Source organism: Micromonospora radicis, assembly GCF_003583405.1.
Lineage (GTDB): Bacteria > Actinomycetota > Actinomycetes > Mycobacteriales > Micromonosporaceae > Micromonospora > Micromonospora radicis.
Map to the genome: position 1 here is coordinate 90,802 of NZ_QXEC01000001.1, position 14,552 is coordinate 105,353.

General features: G+C 72.1%; 12 protein-coding genes. 6 read left to right on the forward strand and 6 right to left on the reverse strand.

Going from position 1 to position 14,552, the window contains the following annotated elements; translation table 11 throughout:
- Window positions 1-3: 3 nt before the first annotated feature.
- The 6 genes from D2L64_RS00410 to D2L64_RS00435 form a co-directional block, all read right to left on the reverse strand.
- Window positions 4-1,395, reverse strand: a complete 1,392-nt coding sequence (locus D2L64_RS00410) for a pectate lyase family protein (RefSeq protein WP_119572423.1) — start codon at window positions 1,393-1,395, stop codon at window positions 4-6.
- Window positions 1,396-1,618: 223 nt separating this feature from the next.
- Entirely contained in the window at window positions 1,619-2,866 is a 1,248-nt protein-coding gene (locus D2L64_RS00415) for a Gfo/Idh/MocA family protein (protein WP_233558681.1), read from the reverse strand.
- A 17-nt stretch (window positions 2,867-2,883) separates the two neighbouring features.
- Window positions 2,884-4,371: a mannitol dehydrogenase family protein gene (locus D2L64_RS00420; protein WP_119572425.1), complete on the reverse strand. Its 1,488-nt coding sequence runs from the start codon at window positions 4,369-4,371 to the stop codon at window positions 2,884-2,886.
- Complete coding sequence (locus D2L64_RS00425; protein WP_119572426.1) at window positions 4,362-5,663, reverse strand: enolase C-terminal domain-like protein; 1,302 nt, start codon at window positions 5,661-5,663, stop codon at window positions 4,362-4,364. Before D2L64_RS00425 ends, D2L64_RS00420 begins: the two co-directional genes overlap by 10 nt.
- Window positions 5,660-7,087 (reverse strand): glucuronate isomerase, encoded by a 1,428-nt coding sequence (uxaC, locus tag D2L64_RS00430; protein ID WP_119572427.1) that lies wholly within the window; start codon window positions 7,085-7,087, stop codon window positions 5,660-5,662. The genes D2L64_RS00425 and uxaC overlap by 4 nt, the downstream gene beginning before the upstream one ends.
- A 25-nt stretch (window positions 7,088-7,112) precedes the next feature.
- Window positions 7,113-8,441, reverse strand: coding sequence for a Gfo/Idh/MocA family protein (locus tag D2L64_RS00435; RefSeq protein ID WP_119572428.1), 1,329 nt, complete (start codon window positions 8,439-8,441; stop codon window positions 7,113-7,115).
- Between the two features lie 237 nt (window positions 8,442-8,678).
- Between D2L64_RS00435 and D2L64_RS00440 the strand changes: the two genes are divergently transcribed.
- The 6 genes from D2L64_RS00440 to D2L64_RS00465 are packed head-to-tail and all read left to right on the forward strand — an operon-like array spanning window position 8,679 to window position 14,545.
- Complete coding sequence (locus tag D2L64_RS00440) at window positions 8,679-9,809, forward strand: LacI family DNA-binding transcriptional regulator (RefSeq protein WP_119572429.1); 1,131 nt, start codon at window positions 8,679-8,681, stop codon at window positions 9,807-9,809.
- A gap of 19 nt (window positions 9,810-9,828) precedes the next feature.
- A complete protein-coding gene (locus D2L64_RS00445) occupies window positions 9,829-11,166 on the forward strand; it encodes an ABC transporter substrate-binding protein (RefSeq protein ID WP_119572430.1) in 1,338 nt (445 codons plus the stop codon).
- 29 nt (window positions 11,167-11,195) lie between these two features.
- A complete protein-coding gene (locus D2L64_RS00450) occupies window positions 11,196-12,179 on the forward strand; it encodes a carbohydrate ABC transporter permease (RefSeq protein ID WP_119572800.1) in 984 nt (327 codons plus the stop codon).
- Window positions 12,179-13,063, forward strand: a complete 885-nt coding sequence (locus tag D2L64_RS00455) for a carbohydrate ABC transporter permease (protein ID WP_119572431.1) — start codon at window positions 12,179-12,181, stop codon at window positions 13,061-13,063. The genes D2L64_RS00450 and D2L64_RS00455 overlap by 1 nt, the downstream gene beginning before the upstream one ends.
- The gene (locus D2L64_RS00460; protein WP_119572432.1) at window positions 13,047-13,667 is read left to right on the forward strand and encodes a hypothetical protein; all 621 of its coding nucleotides are present in this window, start codon (window positions 13,047-13,049) and stop codon (window positions 13,665-13,667) included. The genes D2L64_RS00455 and D2L64_RS00460 overlap by 17 nt, the downstream gene beginning before the upstream one ends.
- Window positions 13,664-14,545: a DUF6807 domain-containing protein gene (locus D2L64_RS00465; protein ID WP_119572801.1), complete on the forward strand. Its 882-nt coding sequence runs from the start codon at window positions 13,664-13,666 to the stop codon at window positions 14,543-14,545. Before D2L64_RS00460 ends, D2L64_RS00465 begins: the two co-directional genes overlap by 4 nt.
- Window positions 14,546-14,552 lie beyond the last annotated feature (7 nt).

The following is a 14,552-nucleotide window of genomic DNA, read 5'->3' on the forward strand; positions in this document are numbered from 1 at the left end:
CCGCTACAGCGGCAGCCGATCGGCGCCGGCGAGCGGGCCGACCGCGAGCGGCACCAGCGGCGCCGGGAGCACCGGGCCGCGCCGCAGCGTCGGCGTCCAGCCGGCGTCGGGGCTCAGCGCGGGCTCGTGTACGGCGTTGTACGCGGCGACCAGGTCCACCGGACGCGGCAGCCCGCGCGCCGGGGTGACCCAGTTGCCCCGGGTGGTGACCGCCGTGCCGCCCCAGTCGTAGAGCAGGTCGGCCGCGTCGATCCCGGCGCCGAGGGTGAAGTGGTTGTTCTCGGCGTACACGGCGGACTGCACGCCGACGCCGATGGCGTACTCGAAGCCCGCACCGGCCAGCCGGTAGGCGTTGTTGTATACGTCGACCTGGCCGAAGCGGACCCGGGGCAGCCGCTGTAGCGACCCGTCGAACAGGTTGTGGTGCAGGGTGACGTTGAGCCGGCCGACGTCCGGGCCGACGGTGTTGGACGAGCCGATCAGCATCAGCTTGTCCCGCCCGTCGAACCGGTTCCAGGAGGCGGTGACCAGGCTGGCGGTGTGCGTGATGTCCAGCGAGCCGTCGTGCACCTGGTACGGGCGTCCGAAGTAGAGCGGCTGGGCGCTGTCGGGGTTGTCGCCGTCGGTGAAGGTGTTGTGGTCGATCCAGACGTTCTCGCTGCGCCGCACCGAGATCTGGTCGTACTGGGAGTTCCAGTTGCCGGTGTCGCCGTCGGTGGGGGACCAGGCGGGGAAGCAGTCCCGCGCGTCGTCGAAGGTGATGTTGCGGACGATGACGTTCGGCGCCCGGTCGATCATCAGGGTGAGACCGGTCAACCGCGCCCCGCGCAGCCCGACGAGCGTGGTGTTCGGGCCGACGTTGATCTGGGTGTGCCGGGTCTGGTTGGTCACCGACCGCACCCGGGCCTGCTCCAGGGGCCCGCTCGGTGCCGTCCGGCCCCACACCGCCGGGTCGTACGCGGCCAGGTAGCCCGCCAGCGAGTAGCCGGGGTCGGCCAGGTCGGTGCAGTCGAGCAGCCTGCCGTCGGCGTCCTCGAAGCCGTCGATGGTGCCCTTGACGTACACGATCTTCGGGGTGGCGTTGCCCGCGTTGGTGGCGTTGTCGCCGCCGAGCGCGGCGACCAGCTCGGCGCGGCTGGAGACGACGTGGACCTGGTCGGCCGTTGCGGCCGACCCGCCGGTGGTGCCCGGTCCGGCGGCGGCCCAGCCGTCGCCGGCCGGCAGGGCCTGCCGGCCGAGCTGACGGGCCAGCGGGGACAGCACCGCGCCGCGTTCCTGCGTCGGCGACGAGAGCGCCGGTGCGCCGGTGCCGGCCTGCGGTTGGGCCGCGGCCGCGGCGGGTGTCGCGGTCAGGGTGAGTGTGATCAATGCCGCGCCGGCGGCGATTCTGCGCATCGTCTCATCCGTTCCTTCGTGGTGTTTCTTGTTTGTAACGAAGGTTACGGAGAGCGTTTTATGGCGGTCAATATTAATGATATGCAGGTTTGTTGCAGTAATTATGATCGGCCGAGATTGCCCCGACCTGTCCAGGTCGGAACCTGCTGTTCAACGTGTTGGCCGGGTCCGGATCGGACCGGTGTTTTGCAGTCCGGTTGCCGTTCCTCCTCTCTCGGTGTGGTCAGCCCGCCGCGGGTTGGCTGCTGCGCCGCGGTGACCCGCCACCGCGGGCTCCCGACTCCACGGTGACCCGCCACGGCGGGACCGCCCACTCCACCCCCGACTCCGACGGCAGTTCACCCCGCTCGGCGGCCCGGCGCAGCACCGCGTTCACGCCCCGGATCCGCAGCACCCGCTGCGGGCCCGTGCCGACCGGGTCGACCAGTCCACCGCCGAGCAGCGTCGGCTCGGGTGCCACCTGTAGCGCGGTCAGCACCGCGGTGAACGGCGCCGTCCGCGCCAGCGGCGCGATCAGCGGTACGCCCGGATCGGCCCGATGGGCGAGCAGGTTCTCCAGCAGCCCCCGCCGGCCGGGCACCTCGGCCGGCGCCGCGTCGCCGGGCAGCGACAGCCGGTCGGTCGGGTACTCCAGCACCGCCCGCCCGACGCTGCCGGTGACGATCACCTCGCCGGGGACGAAGTCCTCCCCGGCCAGGGTCACCGCGGCCACGATCGGCGGACCGTGGGCGGTCCGGACCCGCAGCACGGCGGTGTCGTCCACCTCGATCGGCCGGACCCGGTACCGCTCGACCTCGATGCCGACCGGTACCACCGGTCGCCCGGCGACCGCCTCGGCGACCGCCAGGCACTGCATGACGGCGTGCGCGAGCGGATTGGCCAGCGCGCCGTCGAGCACCGGCCGGCCGTCGAGCAGCCGTCGACCGGCCCACGGGGCGCGGGCGTAGTAGGCGTCCGGCCGCTGCCAGGCGGCCACCGTCGCGATGCCGGTGACCGTACCCAGCCGCCCGGCCGTCACCGCGTCGGTCAACGCGCTCAGCGCCGCCGAGCCGAGTGCCTGGAACCCGACCTGCGCCACCCGACCCGCGGCGGACAGCGCCGCTTCCAGCTCGTCGTGCTCGGCGGAGCACAACACCGGCGGTTTCTCCAACAGCAGGTCGGCACCGGCGGCCACCGCGTCCCCGGCGATCCGCAGGTGGGTGTGCGGCGGGGTGCAGATCACCACCACCTCCGGGGCGACCTCGGCGAGCATCTCCCGATGGTCGGTGAAGATCCGGGTGCCGGGCGGCACCGGCGCGGCCGGTTCCGCCTCGATCGGCCTCGGGTCGACCAGGGCGGCCAGCCGCAGCCGCCCCGCGTCGTGCAGCGGGCCGATCACCCGCCGGTGCCAGCGGCCGTGCCCGTTCGCCCCGATCAGCGCGACCCGGGTCGGGTTGACCGGGGGCCCGTCCTCCACACCGGGCGTCAACAAGCTGCCCCTCCGTTGCCTCATGTCGCGGCGGCGAGGGTGCCGGGGACGCCGTGGCGGGTCAGGTCGGTCAGCCAGGCGGTCACGTCGGCGCGGACCTGCGCGTCGGCGGCCACCTCGGCCGGGACGACCTCGTCGAGGGCGAGCACCGCCGCCACCGTGTCGGCCGGCGACGTGCCGGCGGCCAGCGCGGTACGGATGCGGTCCGCGAGCGGGTCGTCCAACGGCAGCGTACGGCCGTCGTCGGCGCTGCCCTGGGCGAACCGGATCCAGGCGGCCAGCACCAGCGACGCCCACCGCGCCGGCCGTCCGGCGGCCCGCAGGTCGGCGACGGTGTGCAGGATCCGCTGCGGCAGCTTCTGCGACCCGTCCATCGCCACCTGCAACGTGCGGTGCCGGATCGCCGGGTTGCCGAAGCGGGCCAGCACCTGCTCGCCGTAGTCGATCACGTCGACGCCCTCGGGCGGGGTGAAGCTGGCCGCCACGTCCTCGGCGATGAGCCGGCGCAGCACGGTGTCCAGGTGCGGCAGGGCCAGCGCCTCCGCGATCGTCTCGCAGCCGGCCAGCGCGCCGAGGTACGCGGCGGCCGAGTGCACCCCGTTGAGCGCCCGCAGCTTCAGCCGTTCCCACGGGCCGGCGTCGGCGCAGAGCACCGCACCGGCCCGCTCCCAGGCGGGTCGCCCGCCGGGGAAGTCGTCCTCGATCACCCACTGGGTGTACGGCTCGGCGGCCACCGCCGCCAGGTCCGCGACACCGAGCGCCTGCCGGGCCGCCGCGAAGGTCTCCGCCGTACTGGCCGGGACGATCCGGTCCACCATCGTGCCGGGGAAACCGACCTGCGCGCCGACCCAGTCGACGGCCGACCGCGGTGCGTCCGCGTACGCCAGGGCCTGCTCGACCAGGCTCCGCAGCCGCCGGCCGTTGGCCGGCAGGTTGTCGCAGCTGACCAGGGCGATCGGCCCGGCGTCGGCGGCGGCCCGGGCGAGCAGGCCGCGCACCAGCAGCCCCGGCACGGTGGCCGGGGGCCGGTCGGTGCTCAGGTCGGCGACTAGCGCCGGATCCGGGCGCAGCGTGCCGGCCGCGGGGTCGAGTTGGTACGCCTTCTCGGTCACCGTCAGCGTCACCACCCGGATCGTCGGGTCGGCCAGCAACGCCACCACCGCGCCCGGGTCGGCGGCGGCCAGCCGCACCCCGGCCAGCGCCCCGATCACCCGGGTGTGCCGGTCGGCCGCCGACAGCGTGCTGACGCTGAACAGGTTGTCCTGCGCGGTCAGCGTCCGCACCAGGTCGGCGTTGCGCGGCGCCACCCCGACGATGCCCCAGTCGCCGCCGGCCGCGGCCACCGCCTGCTCGGTGTAGACCGCCTGGTGGGCCCGGTGGAACGCGCCGAGTCCCAGGTGGACCACGCCGGCGGCCACGGCGCCGGGCCGTACCAGTGGGCGGGCGTCGACCGGGAGCCGGCGCAGCGCGCCGAGTTCGAGCCGGGACGCGCCCACGGTCACCGCCATGCCGGCCCGTCCGGGAAGCCGAAGGTGGCGACCGACTCCGGATGCATGGTGGCGCTGTAGCCCGGTGCGGTCGGCAACAGGTACCGACCGTCGCGGGTGCGCACCGGGTCGACGAAGTGCTCGTGCAGGTGGTCGACGTACTCCACCATCCGCCCGTCCAGGCTGGTGCCCACCCGCAGGTAGTCGAAGATCGCCAGGTGCTGGACGTACTCGCAGAGCCCGACGCCGCCCGCGTGCGGGCAGATCGGTACGCCGAACTTGGCGGCCAGCAGGATCTCGGCGAGCACCTCGTTGACCCCACCGACCCGGCAGGCGTCGATCTGCATCACGCCGATCGCCTCGGCCTGCAACAACTGCTTGAAGATCACCTTGTTGGCGGCCACCTCGCCGGTGGCCACCCGGCACCGCCCGCCGGTCAGCTCGGTCACCGCCCGGGCGATCCGGGCGTGCCCGAGGATGTCGTCGGCGTGCGTCGGTTCCTCGATCCAGTACGGGTCGACCTCGGCCAGCGCCGTCATGTTGGCGATCGCCTCGTCGACGTCCCACACCTGGTTGGCGTCCATCATCAGCAGCGCGTCGGGGCCGATCTCGGCCCGGATGATCCGGGCCCGGCGCAGGTCGTCGGCGGGCGGCCCGCCGACCTTCATCTTCATCGCCCGCCACCCCTGGGCGTACGCGGCGCGGGTCAGCGCCCGGACCTTGTCGTCGGGGTAGCCCAGCCAACCCACCGAGGTGGTGTACGAGGGGAAACCGTCACGCTCCAGCACGGCCAGCCGGTCGGCGAGCCCGTCGCGGCCCTTCTCCAGGATCGCGGCGGCCTCGTCGGCGGTGAGCGCGTCGGTGATGTGCTTGAAGTCGACGTTGGCGACCAGTTCGTCGGTGGGCAGCTCGGCCAGGTAGCGCCACATCGGCTTGCCGGCGAGCTTGGCACGCAGATCCCACACCGCGTTCACCAGCGCACCGGTGGCCATGTGGATGACGCCCTTCTCCGGGCCCAGCCAACGCAGCTGCACGTCGGCGACGAGCGAACGCCAGAACGCCACCGGCTCGGCGGTGATCTCGGCGACGCTCCGGCCGACCACGTGATGGGCCAGGGCACGGACCGCCGCACAGGTGATCTCGTTGCCGCGGCCGTTGGTGAAGGTGAACCCGGCGCCGGTCGGACCGTCGTCGGTGCGCAGCTCGACGTAGGTGGCCGAGTAGTCGCCCCGGTTGATGGCGTCCGAGCCGTCGCCGCTGGCGGCGGTCGGGAACCGCACGTCGTGCACGGTGACGTCGGTGATGATGGTCATGAGAACGCTCCGAACTTGAAGACCCGCTTCGGTAGCCGGTACGCCAGGTCGACGATGGTCTCGGCGGCCTCGTCCATGGGCAGCCGGTGCTCGGCGACGAGCCGGGCCAGGAACCCGGCGTCGACGCGCCGGGCCACGTCGTGGCGTACCGGGATGGAACAGAACGCGCGGGTGTCGTCGACGAACCCGGCGGTGTTGTAGAAGCCGGCGGTCTCGGTGACGGTCTCCCGGAACCGGCGCAGCACCTCGGGGGAGTCCAGGAACCACCAGGGCGCGCCGAGCCACAACGCGGCGTAGCCGCCCGCGAGGGGGGCCAGTTCCCGGGTGAAGGTGTCCTCGTCGAGGGTGTAGAGCACCACCCGCAGCCGGGGGTCGTTGCCGTACGCCTCCAGCAACGGCGCGAGGGCGTGCACGTACTCGGTGACCTGCGGGACGTCGCCGCCCACGTCGCGGCCGTGCCGGGCGTGCAGCCACCGGTTGTGGTTGCGTACCGCGCCGGGGTGCAACTGCATGACCAGCCCGTCGTCGAGCGACATGCGGGCGAACTCCAGCAGCATGTGCGCCTGGAACGTCTCGGTGTCACCCGGCTCGGTACGACCCCGCCGGGCCCGGTCGAACAGCGCCGCCGCCCCCGCCCCCAGGTCGAGGGTACGGGCGGTGAGGTGCCCGTGGTCCGACGAGGTGGCCCCGGCGGCGATGAACGCCTCCCGACGCGAGCGCAGCGCGGCCAGGTAGCCGGCGTACGTGCCGGTGTCCTCGCCGGTGATCTCGCCGAGCCGGTCGACGTTTGCCGACCAGTCCTCGAACTCCAGGTCGACCACGTTGTCCGGGCGGAAGGTGGTGACCACCCGCCCGCCCGGCCCGCCCCAGCCGTCGGCGGCGAGCTTGGCGTGCCGGCCCAGGTCGTCCAGGGGTGACTCGGTGGTGGCCAGCACCTCGATGTTGAACCGCTCGAACAGTGCCCGTGGCCGGAAGTCCGGCTCGGCGAGCCGGGTGGCGAGGGCGTCGTACACCTCGTCGGCGGTCTGCGGCGACAGCCGGGTGTCGACGCCGAAGACCTCGGTGAAGGTCTGCTCCAACCACAGCCGCGACGGGGTGCCCCGGAACAGGTGCCAGTGCGCGGCGAAGCGCCGCCAGATCCGCCGCCCGTCGGTCTCCACCGGACTGCCGTCGCGGCTGGGCACGCCCAGCTCGGCCGGGGGCACGCCCTGGCTGAGCAGCATCCGGGTCAGGTAGTGGTCGGGCACGATGAGCAGCTGTGCCGGGTCGGGGAACGGCCGGTCCTCGGCCAGCAACGCCGGGTCGACGTGCCCGTGCGGCGAGATGATCGGCGACCGCGCCACCAGCGCGTACAGCTCCCGGGCCAGTGCACGTTGGCCCGGTTCGGCGGGGAGGAGCAGGTCTGGTCGGGTCGAGGTGGGCACGGGGTGCGGCTCCTGGGGGTAGAGGTCAGTCGAGGCTGAGCAGGTCGGCCACCCGCACGGGGGCGCCGGTGTCGAAGGACCGGTTCGCGGCCAAGCCGGTGAGCAGGGCCAACGCTCCGTCGCGGGCGTTCGCCGCGCGGTGCAGCGGGTCGGGTACGCCGCCGAAGAGCACCTGGGTCATCCGGGCGTCGGCGCCGCCGTGCCCCTGCCGGCGGTACCCGTCGACCTCGATGCGCCGGGGCGGGGACCAGAACGGTCGCAGGGTCAGCGTGGCGCCACCGCCCTCGTCGGCGGCCTGGTCGCCGTGCAACGCGGCGCCCTTGAGCGCGCCGGCCGCGGCGGGGCTGACGTACTCGCTCTCGCAGACCTCCAGTTCGAGGCGCCCCCGGCTGCCGTTGACCATCACCCGGTAGCCCTCCCACGGCGCGTACGCGGTGAGGTGGTAGGTCATGGTCGCGCCGGTGGAGTAGGTCGCCAGCACCGCCATGTCGTCCTCGATGCTCACCCCGGGGGCGAAGACGTTGCGGTCGCGGTGGTAGCCATCCTCGGCCTCGGCGTCGAGGTACAGCTCGCGCATCCGGGGATGCTCGGCCAGGCGCAGCGCGAACGGGTCGTCGGCGGCGGCAGGGGAGGCGTGCGCGCGGTCGTAGTCGCGGGCGTAGCCGTGGCGGTGCCCGTTCTCGCCGTAGAAGAACAGCCGGCCGGCGGCGTACACCTGCACGGGTGTGGCGGAAAGCCACCAGTTGACCAGGTCGAAGTGGTGGCTGGCCTTGTGCACCATCAGCCCGCCGGAGCTGGCCTTGTCGCGGTGCCAGCGGCGGAAGTAGTCGGCGCCGTGGCGTACGTCGAGCAGCCACTCGAAGTGCACCGAGCCGATCTCGCCGACCGCGCCGTCGGCGAGCAGCCGACGCAGCTGCTCGTGCAACGGGTTGTAGCGGTAGTTGAAGGCGACGGTGACCCGCCGGCCGGTGCGGCGTACCGCGTCGAGGATGCGCTGGCAGCGGGGCGCGTCGGTGGTCATCGGCTTCTCGGTGACCACGTCGCAGCCGGCGTCCAGGGCGGCGACCACGTACTCGTCGTGGGTGACGTCGACCGAGGTGACCAGCACGACGTCCACGCGCTCCTTGGCCAGCATGGCGGTGAAGTCGCCGGCCTGGTACGTCGGCACGCGCGGGTGGCCGAGGTCGGCGAGCCACCGGTTGTGGGCGTCCATCCGGGCCTGGTTGACGTCGGCGAAGGCGACCAGTTCGGCGGTGTCGCCGTGGTCGCGGACCAGCGCCCGGACGAACATCTCGGCGCGGGCGCCGGTGCCGACCACGGCGTACCGGGCTCGCCTGCCGGGTTGCGGTGACACGGACCGATCCTCCTCGATCTCTCTGCAAACCTTTGCAGTGAAGTAATCACGCTCGATCCCCCGACGTCAACGGTGGGTCGGCAATCGGCAACCTTTGTGGCGATTGATGAGTATTGGAGCGCATGGCGAGTGCGGTGCCGAAACACATCTGTAATCATCGGCCGTTGACACTGGAGCAACCGTTTGCATTAATTGGCGGCACCCGTGACCGCCGACACATCGACGAAGGGGGCCGCAGTGCCAGTCACGATCCGGGACGTCGCGCGAGCCTCCGGAGTGCACATCTCCACCGTGTCCCGCACCTTCTCCGCGCCCCACCTGGTCAACCCGGAGACCCGGGTACGGGTGCTCGCCTGCGCCGAGGACCTGGGCTACCGGCCCAACCGGGCGGCCCGCGCCCTGATCACCGGCCGTACGCACAACATCGGGCTGATCATCGCCGACATCGCCAACCCCTTCTTCCCGCCCCTGATCAAGGCGGCGGAGAGTCAGGCCCGGCACCGCGACTACCACGTCTTCGTGGCCGACACCAACGAGGACGCCGCCGCGGAGGAGGAACTCGTACACGCCCTGGCCAAGCAGGTCGACGGCGTACTGCTGTGCAGCCCCCGGATGAGCAACAGCCTGATCGAACAGCTCAGCCGGGAGGTGCCCCTGGTGGTGGTCAACCGCCAGCTCGCCGGCCTGCCCTGTGTCCTGATGGACGTCGGTCAGGGTGCCCGCTCCGCGATCGAGCACCTGGCCGGCCTGGGGCACCGGGAGATCGCCCTACTGGGCGGCCCGCGCGGCTCCTGGACCAGTCGGGAACTGCGCCGGGCCGCCGGTGTCGCGGCCCGCGCGGCCGGTGCGGAGCTGACGGTGCTCGGCCCCAACCCGCCGACCGAGACCGGTGGCCTGGCCCAGGCGGAGCAGGTCCGCCGGGCCGGGGTCACCGCCGTGCTCGCCTACAACGACCTGATGGCGATCGGCCTCCTGGAGGGGCTCGACGCACTCGGGGTGCGGGTGCCGCAGGAGGTGAGTGTCGTCGGGGTCGACGACATCTCGCTGAGCCGGCTCACCCGCCCCAAGCTGACGACGGTGGCCACCCCGACCGCGGCCGCCGGCCGGACGGCCGTCGACATGTTGCTGCAACAGGACACCGACTTCCCGCGCACCGGGCGGGGCGGCGGTGCCGGGGCGGCAGTCGGCGTCCGTCGTACCACCGCACAGGTAATGCTCCAGACCGAGTTGGTCATCCGCGACTCCACCGGGCCGGGCCCCTACGCCGGCCCGGAACGTCCCGGTGCCACTGCCGCAGGCCCGGGCCCGCATCGCCGTGCGGACCCGGGCGGCCCGAGAGTGGCCGCCGGTGACGTCGTCGCCTCCTAACGCCAAGGAGTGAGCGCACATGCACCCCGCAACGCACCCCACCAGCGCGCCCGACGGGCGCACCTACCGTACCCTCCTGCCACGTCGCCGGCTGCTGCGCGGCCTGCTCGCCGCAGTGGTGGCCCTGCCCCTGGTCGGCGCCGCCGCGGCCTGCGGCGACGACGGCGCGTCCGACGGCAAGACCAAGATCTCCATCTTCTGGTGGGGCGGTGACGCCCGGGCCCAGCTCACCGCGCAGGCCCTGGAGCTGTACACCAGCAAGAACCCGGACGTCACCTTCGAGACGACCTGGCAGGCCAACCAGGGCTACTTCGACAAGCTGGCCACCCTGACCGCCGGCGGCAGCCCGCCGGACATCTTCCAGATCGACGACAACTTCCTCGCCGAGTACGCCGCCCGCAACGTGACCCTGGACCTGAAGAAGTACCAGGACTCCGGTGACCTCGACACCAGCAAGTTCCCGCCCAGCCTGCTCCAGTACGGCGTGGTCGACGGCAAGCTCGCCGGGCTGGCCGCCGGGGAGAACACCCAGGGCCTGGTCTACAACAAGACGCTGCTGACCAAGAACGGGCTGCCCGAGCCGACCACCGGGATGAGCTGGGAGGAGCACATCGCCTGGGCCGAGGAGGTCAGCAAGAAGGCCGGGATCCCCGGCACCCAGGACCCCAGCGCCGACTACAAGGCGTTCTGGGTCTGGCTGCGCCAGCAGGGCAAGGACCTCTACTCCGGCAGCGACCTGGGCTTCACCGTCGAGGACGTGACCAAGTGGTTCGAGCTGTGGAAGGGTGCCCGGGACCGGGGCGCCACGCCGACGCCCGACGTCATCCACGAGGGCAACGCCACCGACATCACCAAGCAGCTGGTGGTCACCGGCAAGTCGGCGACCTCCTGGGTCTGGGTCAACCAGATGCCGGAGCTGAAGAAGAACACCACCGACGAGCTGGGGGTCATCGCGTACCCGGGTGACCCGAGCGCGCAGTGGGCCCGCGCCTCGATGTACTGGTCGGTCTTCCGGGGCAGCAAGAACGCCGACATCGCGGTCGACGTGATCAACTTCCTGGCCAACGACCCGGAGGCGGTCAAGCTGCTCGGCACCGACCGGGGCCTGCCGTCCAACATGGACCTGCGCCGGGTGGTCAGCGACGACACCACCGACCCGGCGATGAAGCAGTCCATCGAGGTGGAGAACAAGCTGGCCGAGACGTTCGGCGAGTCGCCCCAGGTGCCGATCAAGGGCCACAGCAAGGTACGCGCCGAGCTGACCAAGGCCGCCGAGAACGCGCAGTACGGCCGGGCCACCCCCGCCGAGGCCGCCGCCCAGTTCGTCGAGGCATGCAAGGCGGCAATCGCCTCCTGAACGCCGCGATACCCGGAGAGGAGCAGTTCGTGGCCCTGACCACGGCGCCCGACCCGACCCGCCGCGGCACCGGATCCGTCCGACCTCCCGCCCCCCGGGGCGGGACCGGACGGATCCGGCACGGGGAAGGTCTGGCCGGCTACGTCTTCCTGTCGCCCTGGCTCATCGGACTGATGGGCATCACGGCGCTACCCATGTTGCTGTCGCTGTACCTCAGCTTCACCAACTACGACATCCTCACCCCGTGGTCCGAGGTCGAGTGGGTCGGGCTGGCCAACTACGAACGGATGTTCACCCGCGATCCGTCGTGGTGGCACTCGGTACGGGTCACCCTCAGCTTCGCCCTGATCGCCGTACCGCTGAAGCTGGCCGCGGCGCTCGGCGTGGCCCTGCTGCTCAACCGGGCCTGGCGCGGCGTCGGGTTGTTCCGCGGCCTGTTCTACCTGCCGTCGCTGCTCGGCGGCAGCGTGGCGCTGGCCATCGTCTGGGTGAACATGTTCAACCGGGACGGGGCGTTCAACTCCTTCCTCGCGCTGTTCGGCATCGAGGGCAAGCCCTGGGTCAACGACCCGGACTGGGCCCTGGAAACCCTGATGGTGCTGGCCATCTGGCAGTTCGGCGCCCCGATGGTGATCTTCCTGGCCGGGCTCAAGCAGGTGCCGACCGAGCTGTACGAGGCCGCCTCGGTCGACGGGGCCGGCAAGTTCCGCAAGTTCGTCAACGTCACCCTGCCGATGCTCTCCCCGGTGATCTTCTTCAACCTGGTGCTGGAGACCATCAACGGCTTCCAGGGCTTCACTGCCGCGTTCGTGCTCAGCAACGGCACCGGCGGCCCGGTCGACTCGACCCTGATGTACACGCTGAACCTCTACATCACCGGCTTCACCGACCTGGAGATGGGCTACGCCTCCGCGATGGCCTGGGTCTTCCTGATCGCCATCGCGCTCATCACGGTCGTCTTCTTCAGCACCGGCCGGTTCTGGGTGCACTACTCCGACGGGGAGGACCACTGATGGTGGCGAGCACCGTGGCCCCGCCCGTGGCGACCCGCCCGCAACGCCCGCGCAGCCGCTCCTGGCTGCGGCTGATCGTGCTGCTGGCCATCGTCACGGTCGTGCTCTACCCGCTGATCTGGATGATCGGCACCTCCGTGAAGTCGCAGGAGGAGATCGTCAACAACATCGGCCTGCTGCCGCAGGTCTTCACCCCGGGCAACTACCTCGACGGGTGGCGCAACTTCGACGTCAGCTTCGGCCGGTTCTTCCTCAACAGCGCGATGGTCAGCCTGCTCACCGTGCTCGGCAACGCGGTGAGTTGCCTGCTGGCCGCGTACGCCTTCGCCCGGCTGAAGTTCCGGCTGCGCGGGATGTGGTTCGCCGTCATGATCGGCACCCTGCTGCTGCCGGGGCACGTGCTGATCGTGCCGCAGTACATCCTGTTCCGCAGCCTCGGCCTGGTCGGCGGCGACTGGCCGTACCTGCCGCTGCTGATCCCGCAGTTCCTCGCCACCGAGGCGTTCTTCGTCTTCCTGATGGTGCAGTTCATGCGTGGGATCCCGCGTGAGTTGGACGAGGCGGCCCGGATCGACGGGGCCGGCGCGTTCGGCATCTTCCGGCACGTGATCCTGCCGCTGAGCCGGCCCGCCCTGGTCACCACGGCGATCTTCTCGTTCATCTGGACCTGGAACGAGTTCTTCCGGCAACTGGTCTTCCTGTCCAACCTGAGCGACTACACCGTGCCGGTGGCGCTGACCCTGTTCATCGACTCGACCAGCCAGAGCGCGGTCGGCCCGATGTTCGCCATGGCGGTGCTCTCCCTGCTGCCGGTCTTCGTGTTCTTCGTCGCCTTCCAGCGGATGCTCGTCGAGGGGATCAACACCAGTGGACTCAAGGGCTGAGCCGACGGTGTCGCGCCGCGACTGGCGCGACACCGTCCGCGACGGCGCCGACCTGGCGCTGCTGGGCATCCTGACCGTGCTCGCCGCGGCACCGGTACTCACCGCCGGTGCCGCGGTCGGCACCGCCAGCGCGGCGGTGCACGACTGGCTCACCACCGGCAGTTGGCCGACGGCCCGGCGTACGCTGGCCCGCTTCGGCCGTGGCCTGCTGCCCGGCGTACCGGTGACCCTGCTCGGGCTCGCCGCCGTCGGGCTGATCGTCGCCGACCTGGTCGCGTTGGCCACCGGTCGGGTGCCCGGCGGCGTGCCGGCGCTGGCCGTCACCACCGTGGTGACCGCGGCCCTGCTCGGGTACGCTGCCGCGATCGTGGTCGAGGTGGGCCGCACCGGCGGTACCGGGTGGCGGTCGGCGGTCTCCCGCGCCGCCCGCGCCTGCCTCGACCACCCGCCGACCGGCGCCGCCCTGGCCGGCACCAGCGTGGTCGTCGTCCTGCTCGGTGCGCTGGTCACCCCGGTCGCGGTGCCGATCCTCGCCGGGTACGCGCTGGCCGCCGTGCACGCCGTCGCCCGCCGCCGGCCGGTCGTCCGGGTGCAGTCGTGGTGACCGACGGCGCTCCGGCCACCGGTGACCCGTCGTCCGCCGATCCACAGTTGCTGGTCGGTGGCGTTCCGGTCGCCCGGTACGTACTCGCCCCCGACCTCGACGGCCGGCACGGGCCGCGGCCCTACCTGCACCCGGTACGCACCCTCGCCGGCACCCCGGTCACCGACGCGCTGCCCGAGGACCACGTCTGGCACCTCGGCGCGTCGTTGGCGGTGCAGGACGTGAACGGCACCAATCTCTGGGGTGGACGCACCTACGTGCGCGACGTCGGCTACACCTGGCGCGCCGACCACGGCCGGATCGTCCACACCGACTGGGAACACCGGGCGACCGACCGGCTCGAACACCACCTGCACTGGTGCGACCCGACCGGCGCGGTGCTGCTCACCGAACGGCGAACCCTCACCGCGTCGGCGGTACCGGAGCACCCGAGCGCTTGGCGACTGCGGTTCGACACCACCCTCACCGCCCCCGCCGGGCGGGACGTCACCCTGGGCAGCCCAGCCACCAACGGGCGACCCGGCGGGGCCGGCTACGGCGGGTTCTTCTGGCGGGCGGTGGCGGCCCACCCGCCCGAGGTGTTCGCCGGTGCGTTCACCGGTGAGGAGGCGGTCAACGGCGGCGACCAGCCGTGGGTGGCGTTGCGCGGGCAGGGCCGCCAGGGTGCGGCGTACACCCTGGTCTTCAGCGGCCTCGGGCCCGGCGACCGGTGGTTCGTGCGGACCACCATGTACCCGGGGGTGTGCGTGGCGTTCGCCTTCGACCGGACCGCGACCATCCCGGCCGGCGCCAGTCGGCAGGGCCACTACCAGGTGGTCGTCGCCGACGGCACGCTCGACCGCGCCACCGCCGGGGCGTTGGTCGACGCCACCCGTTGAGCGGAGA

Coding starts and splice junctions, on each gene's coding strand:
- D2L64_RS00410 (WP_119572423.1), bottom strand. CDS start 1,395: ATGCGCAGAATCGCCGCCGGCGCGGCATTGATCACACTCACCCTGACC.
- D2L64_RS00420 (WP_119572425.1), bottom strand. CDS start 4,371: ATGGCGGTGACCGTGGGCGCGTCCCGGCTCGAACTCGGCGCGCTGCGC.
- D2L64_RS00425 (WP_119572426.1), bottom strand. CDS start 5,663: ATGACCATCATCACCGACGTCACCGTGCACGACGTGCGGTTCCCGACC.
- D2L64_RS00445 (WP_119572430.1), top strand. CDS start 9,829: ATGCACCCCGCAACGCACCCCACCAGCGCGCCCGACGGGCGCACCTAC.
- D2L64_RS00455 (WP_119572431.1), top strand. CDS start 12,179: ATGGTGGCGAGCACCGTGGCCCCGCCCGTGGCGACCCGCCCGCAACGC.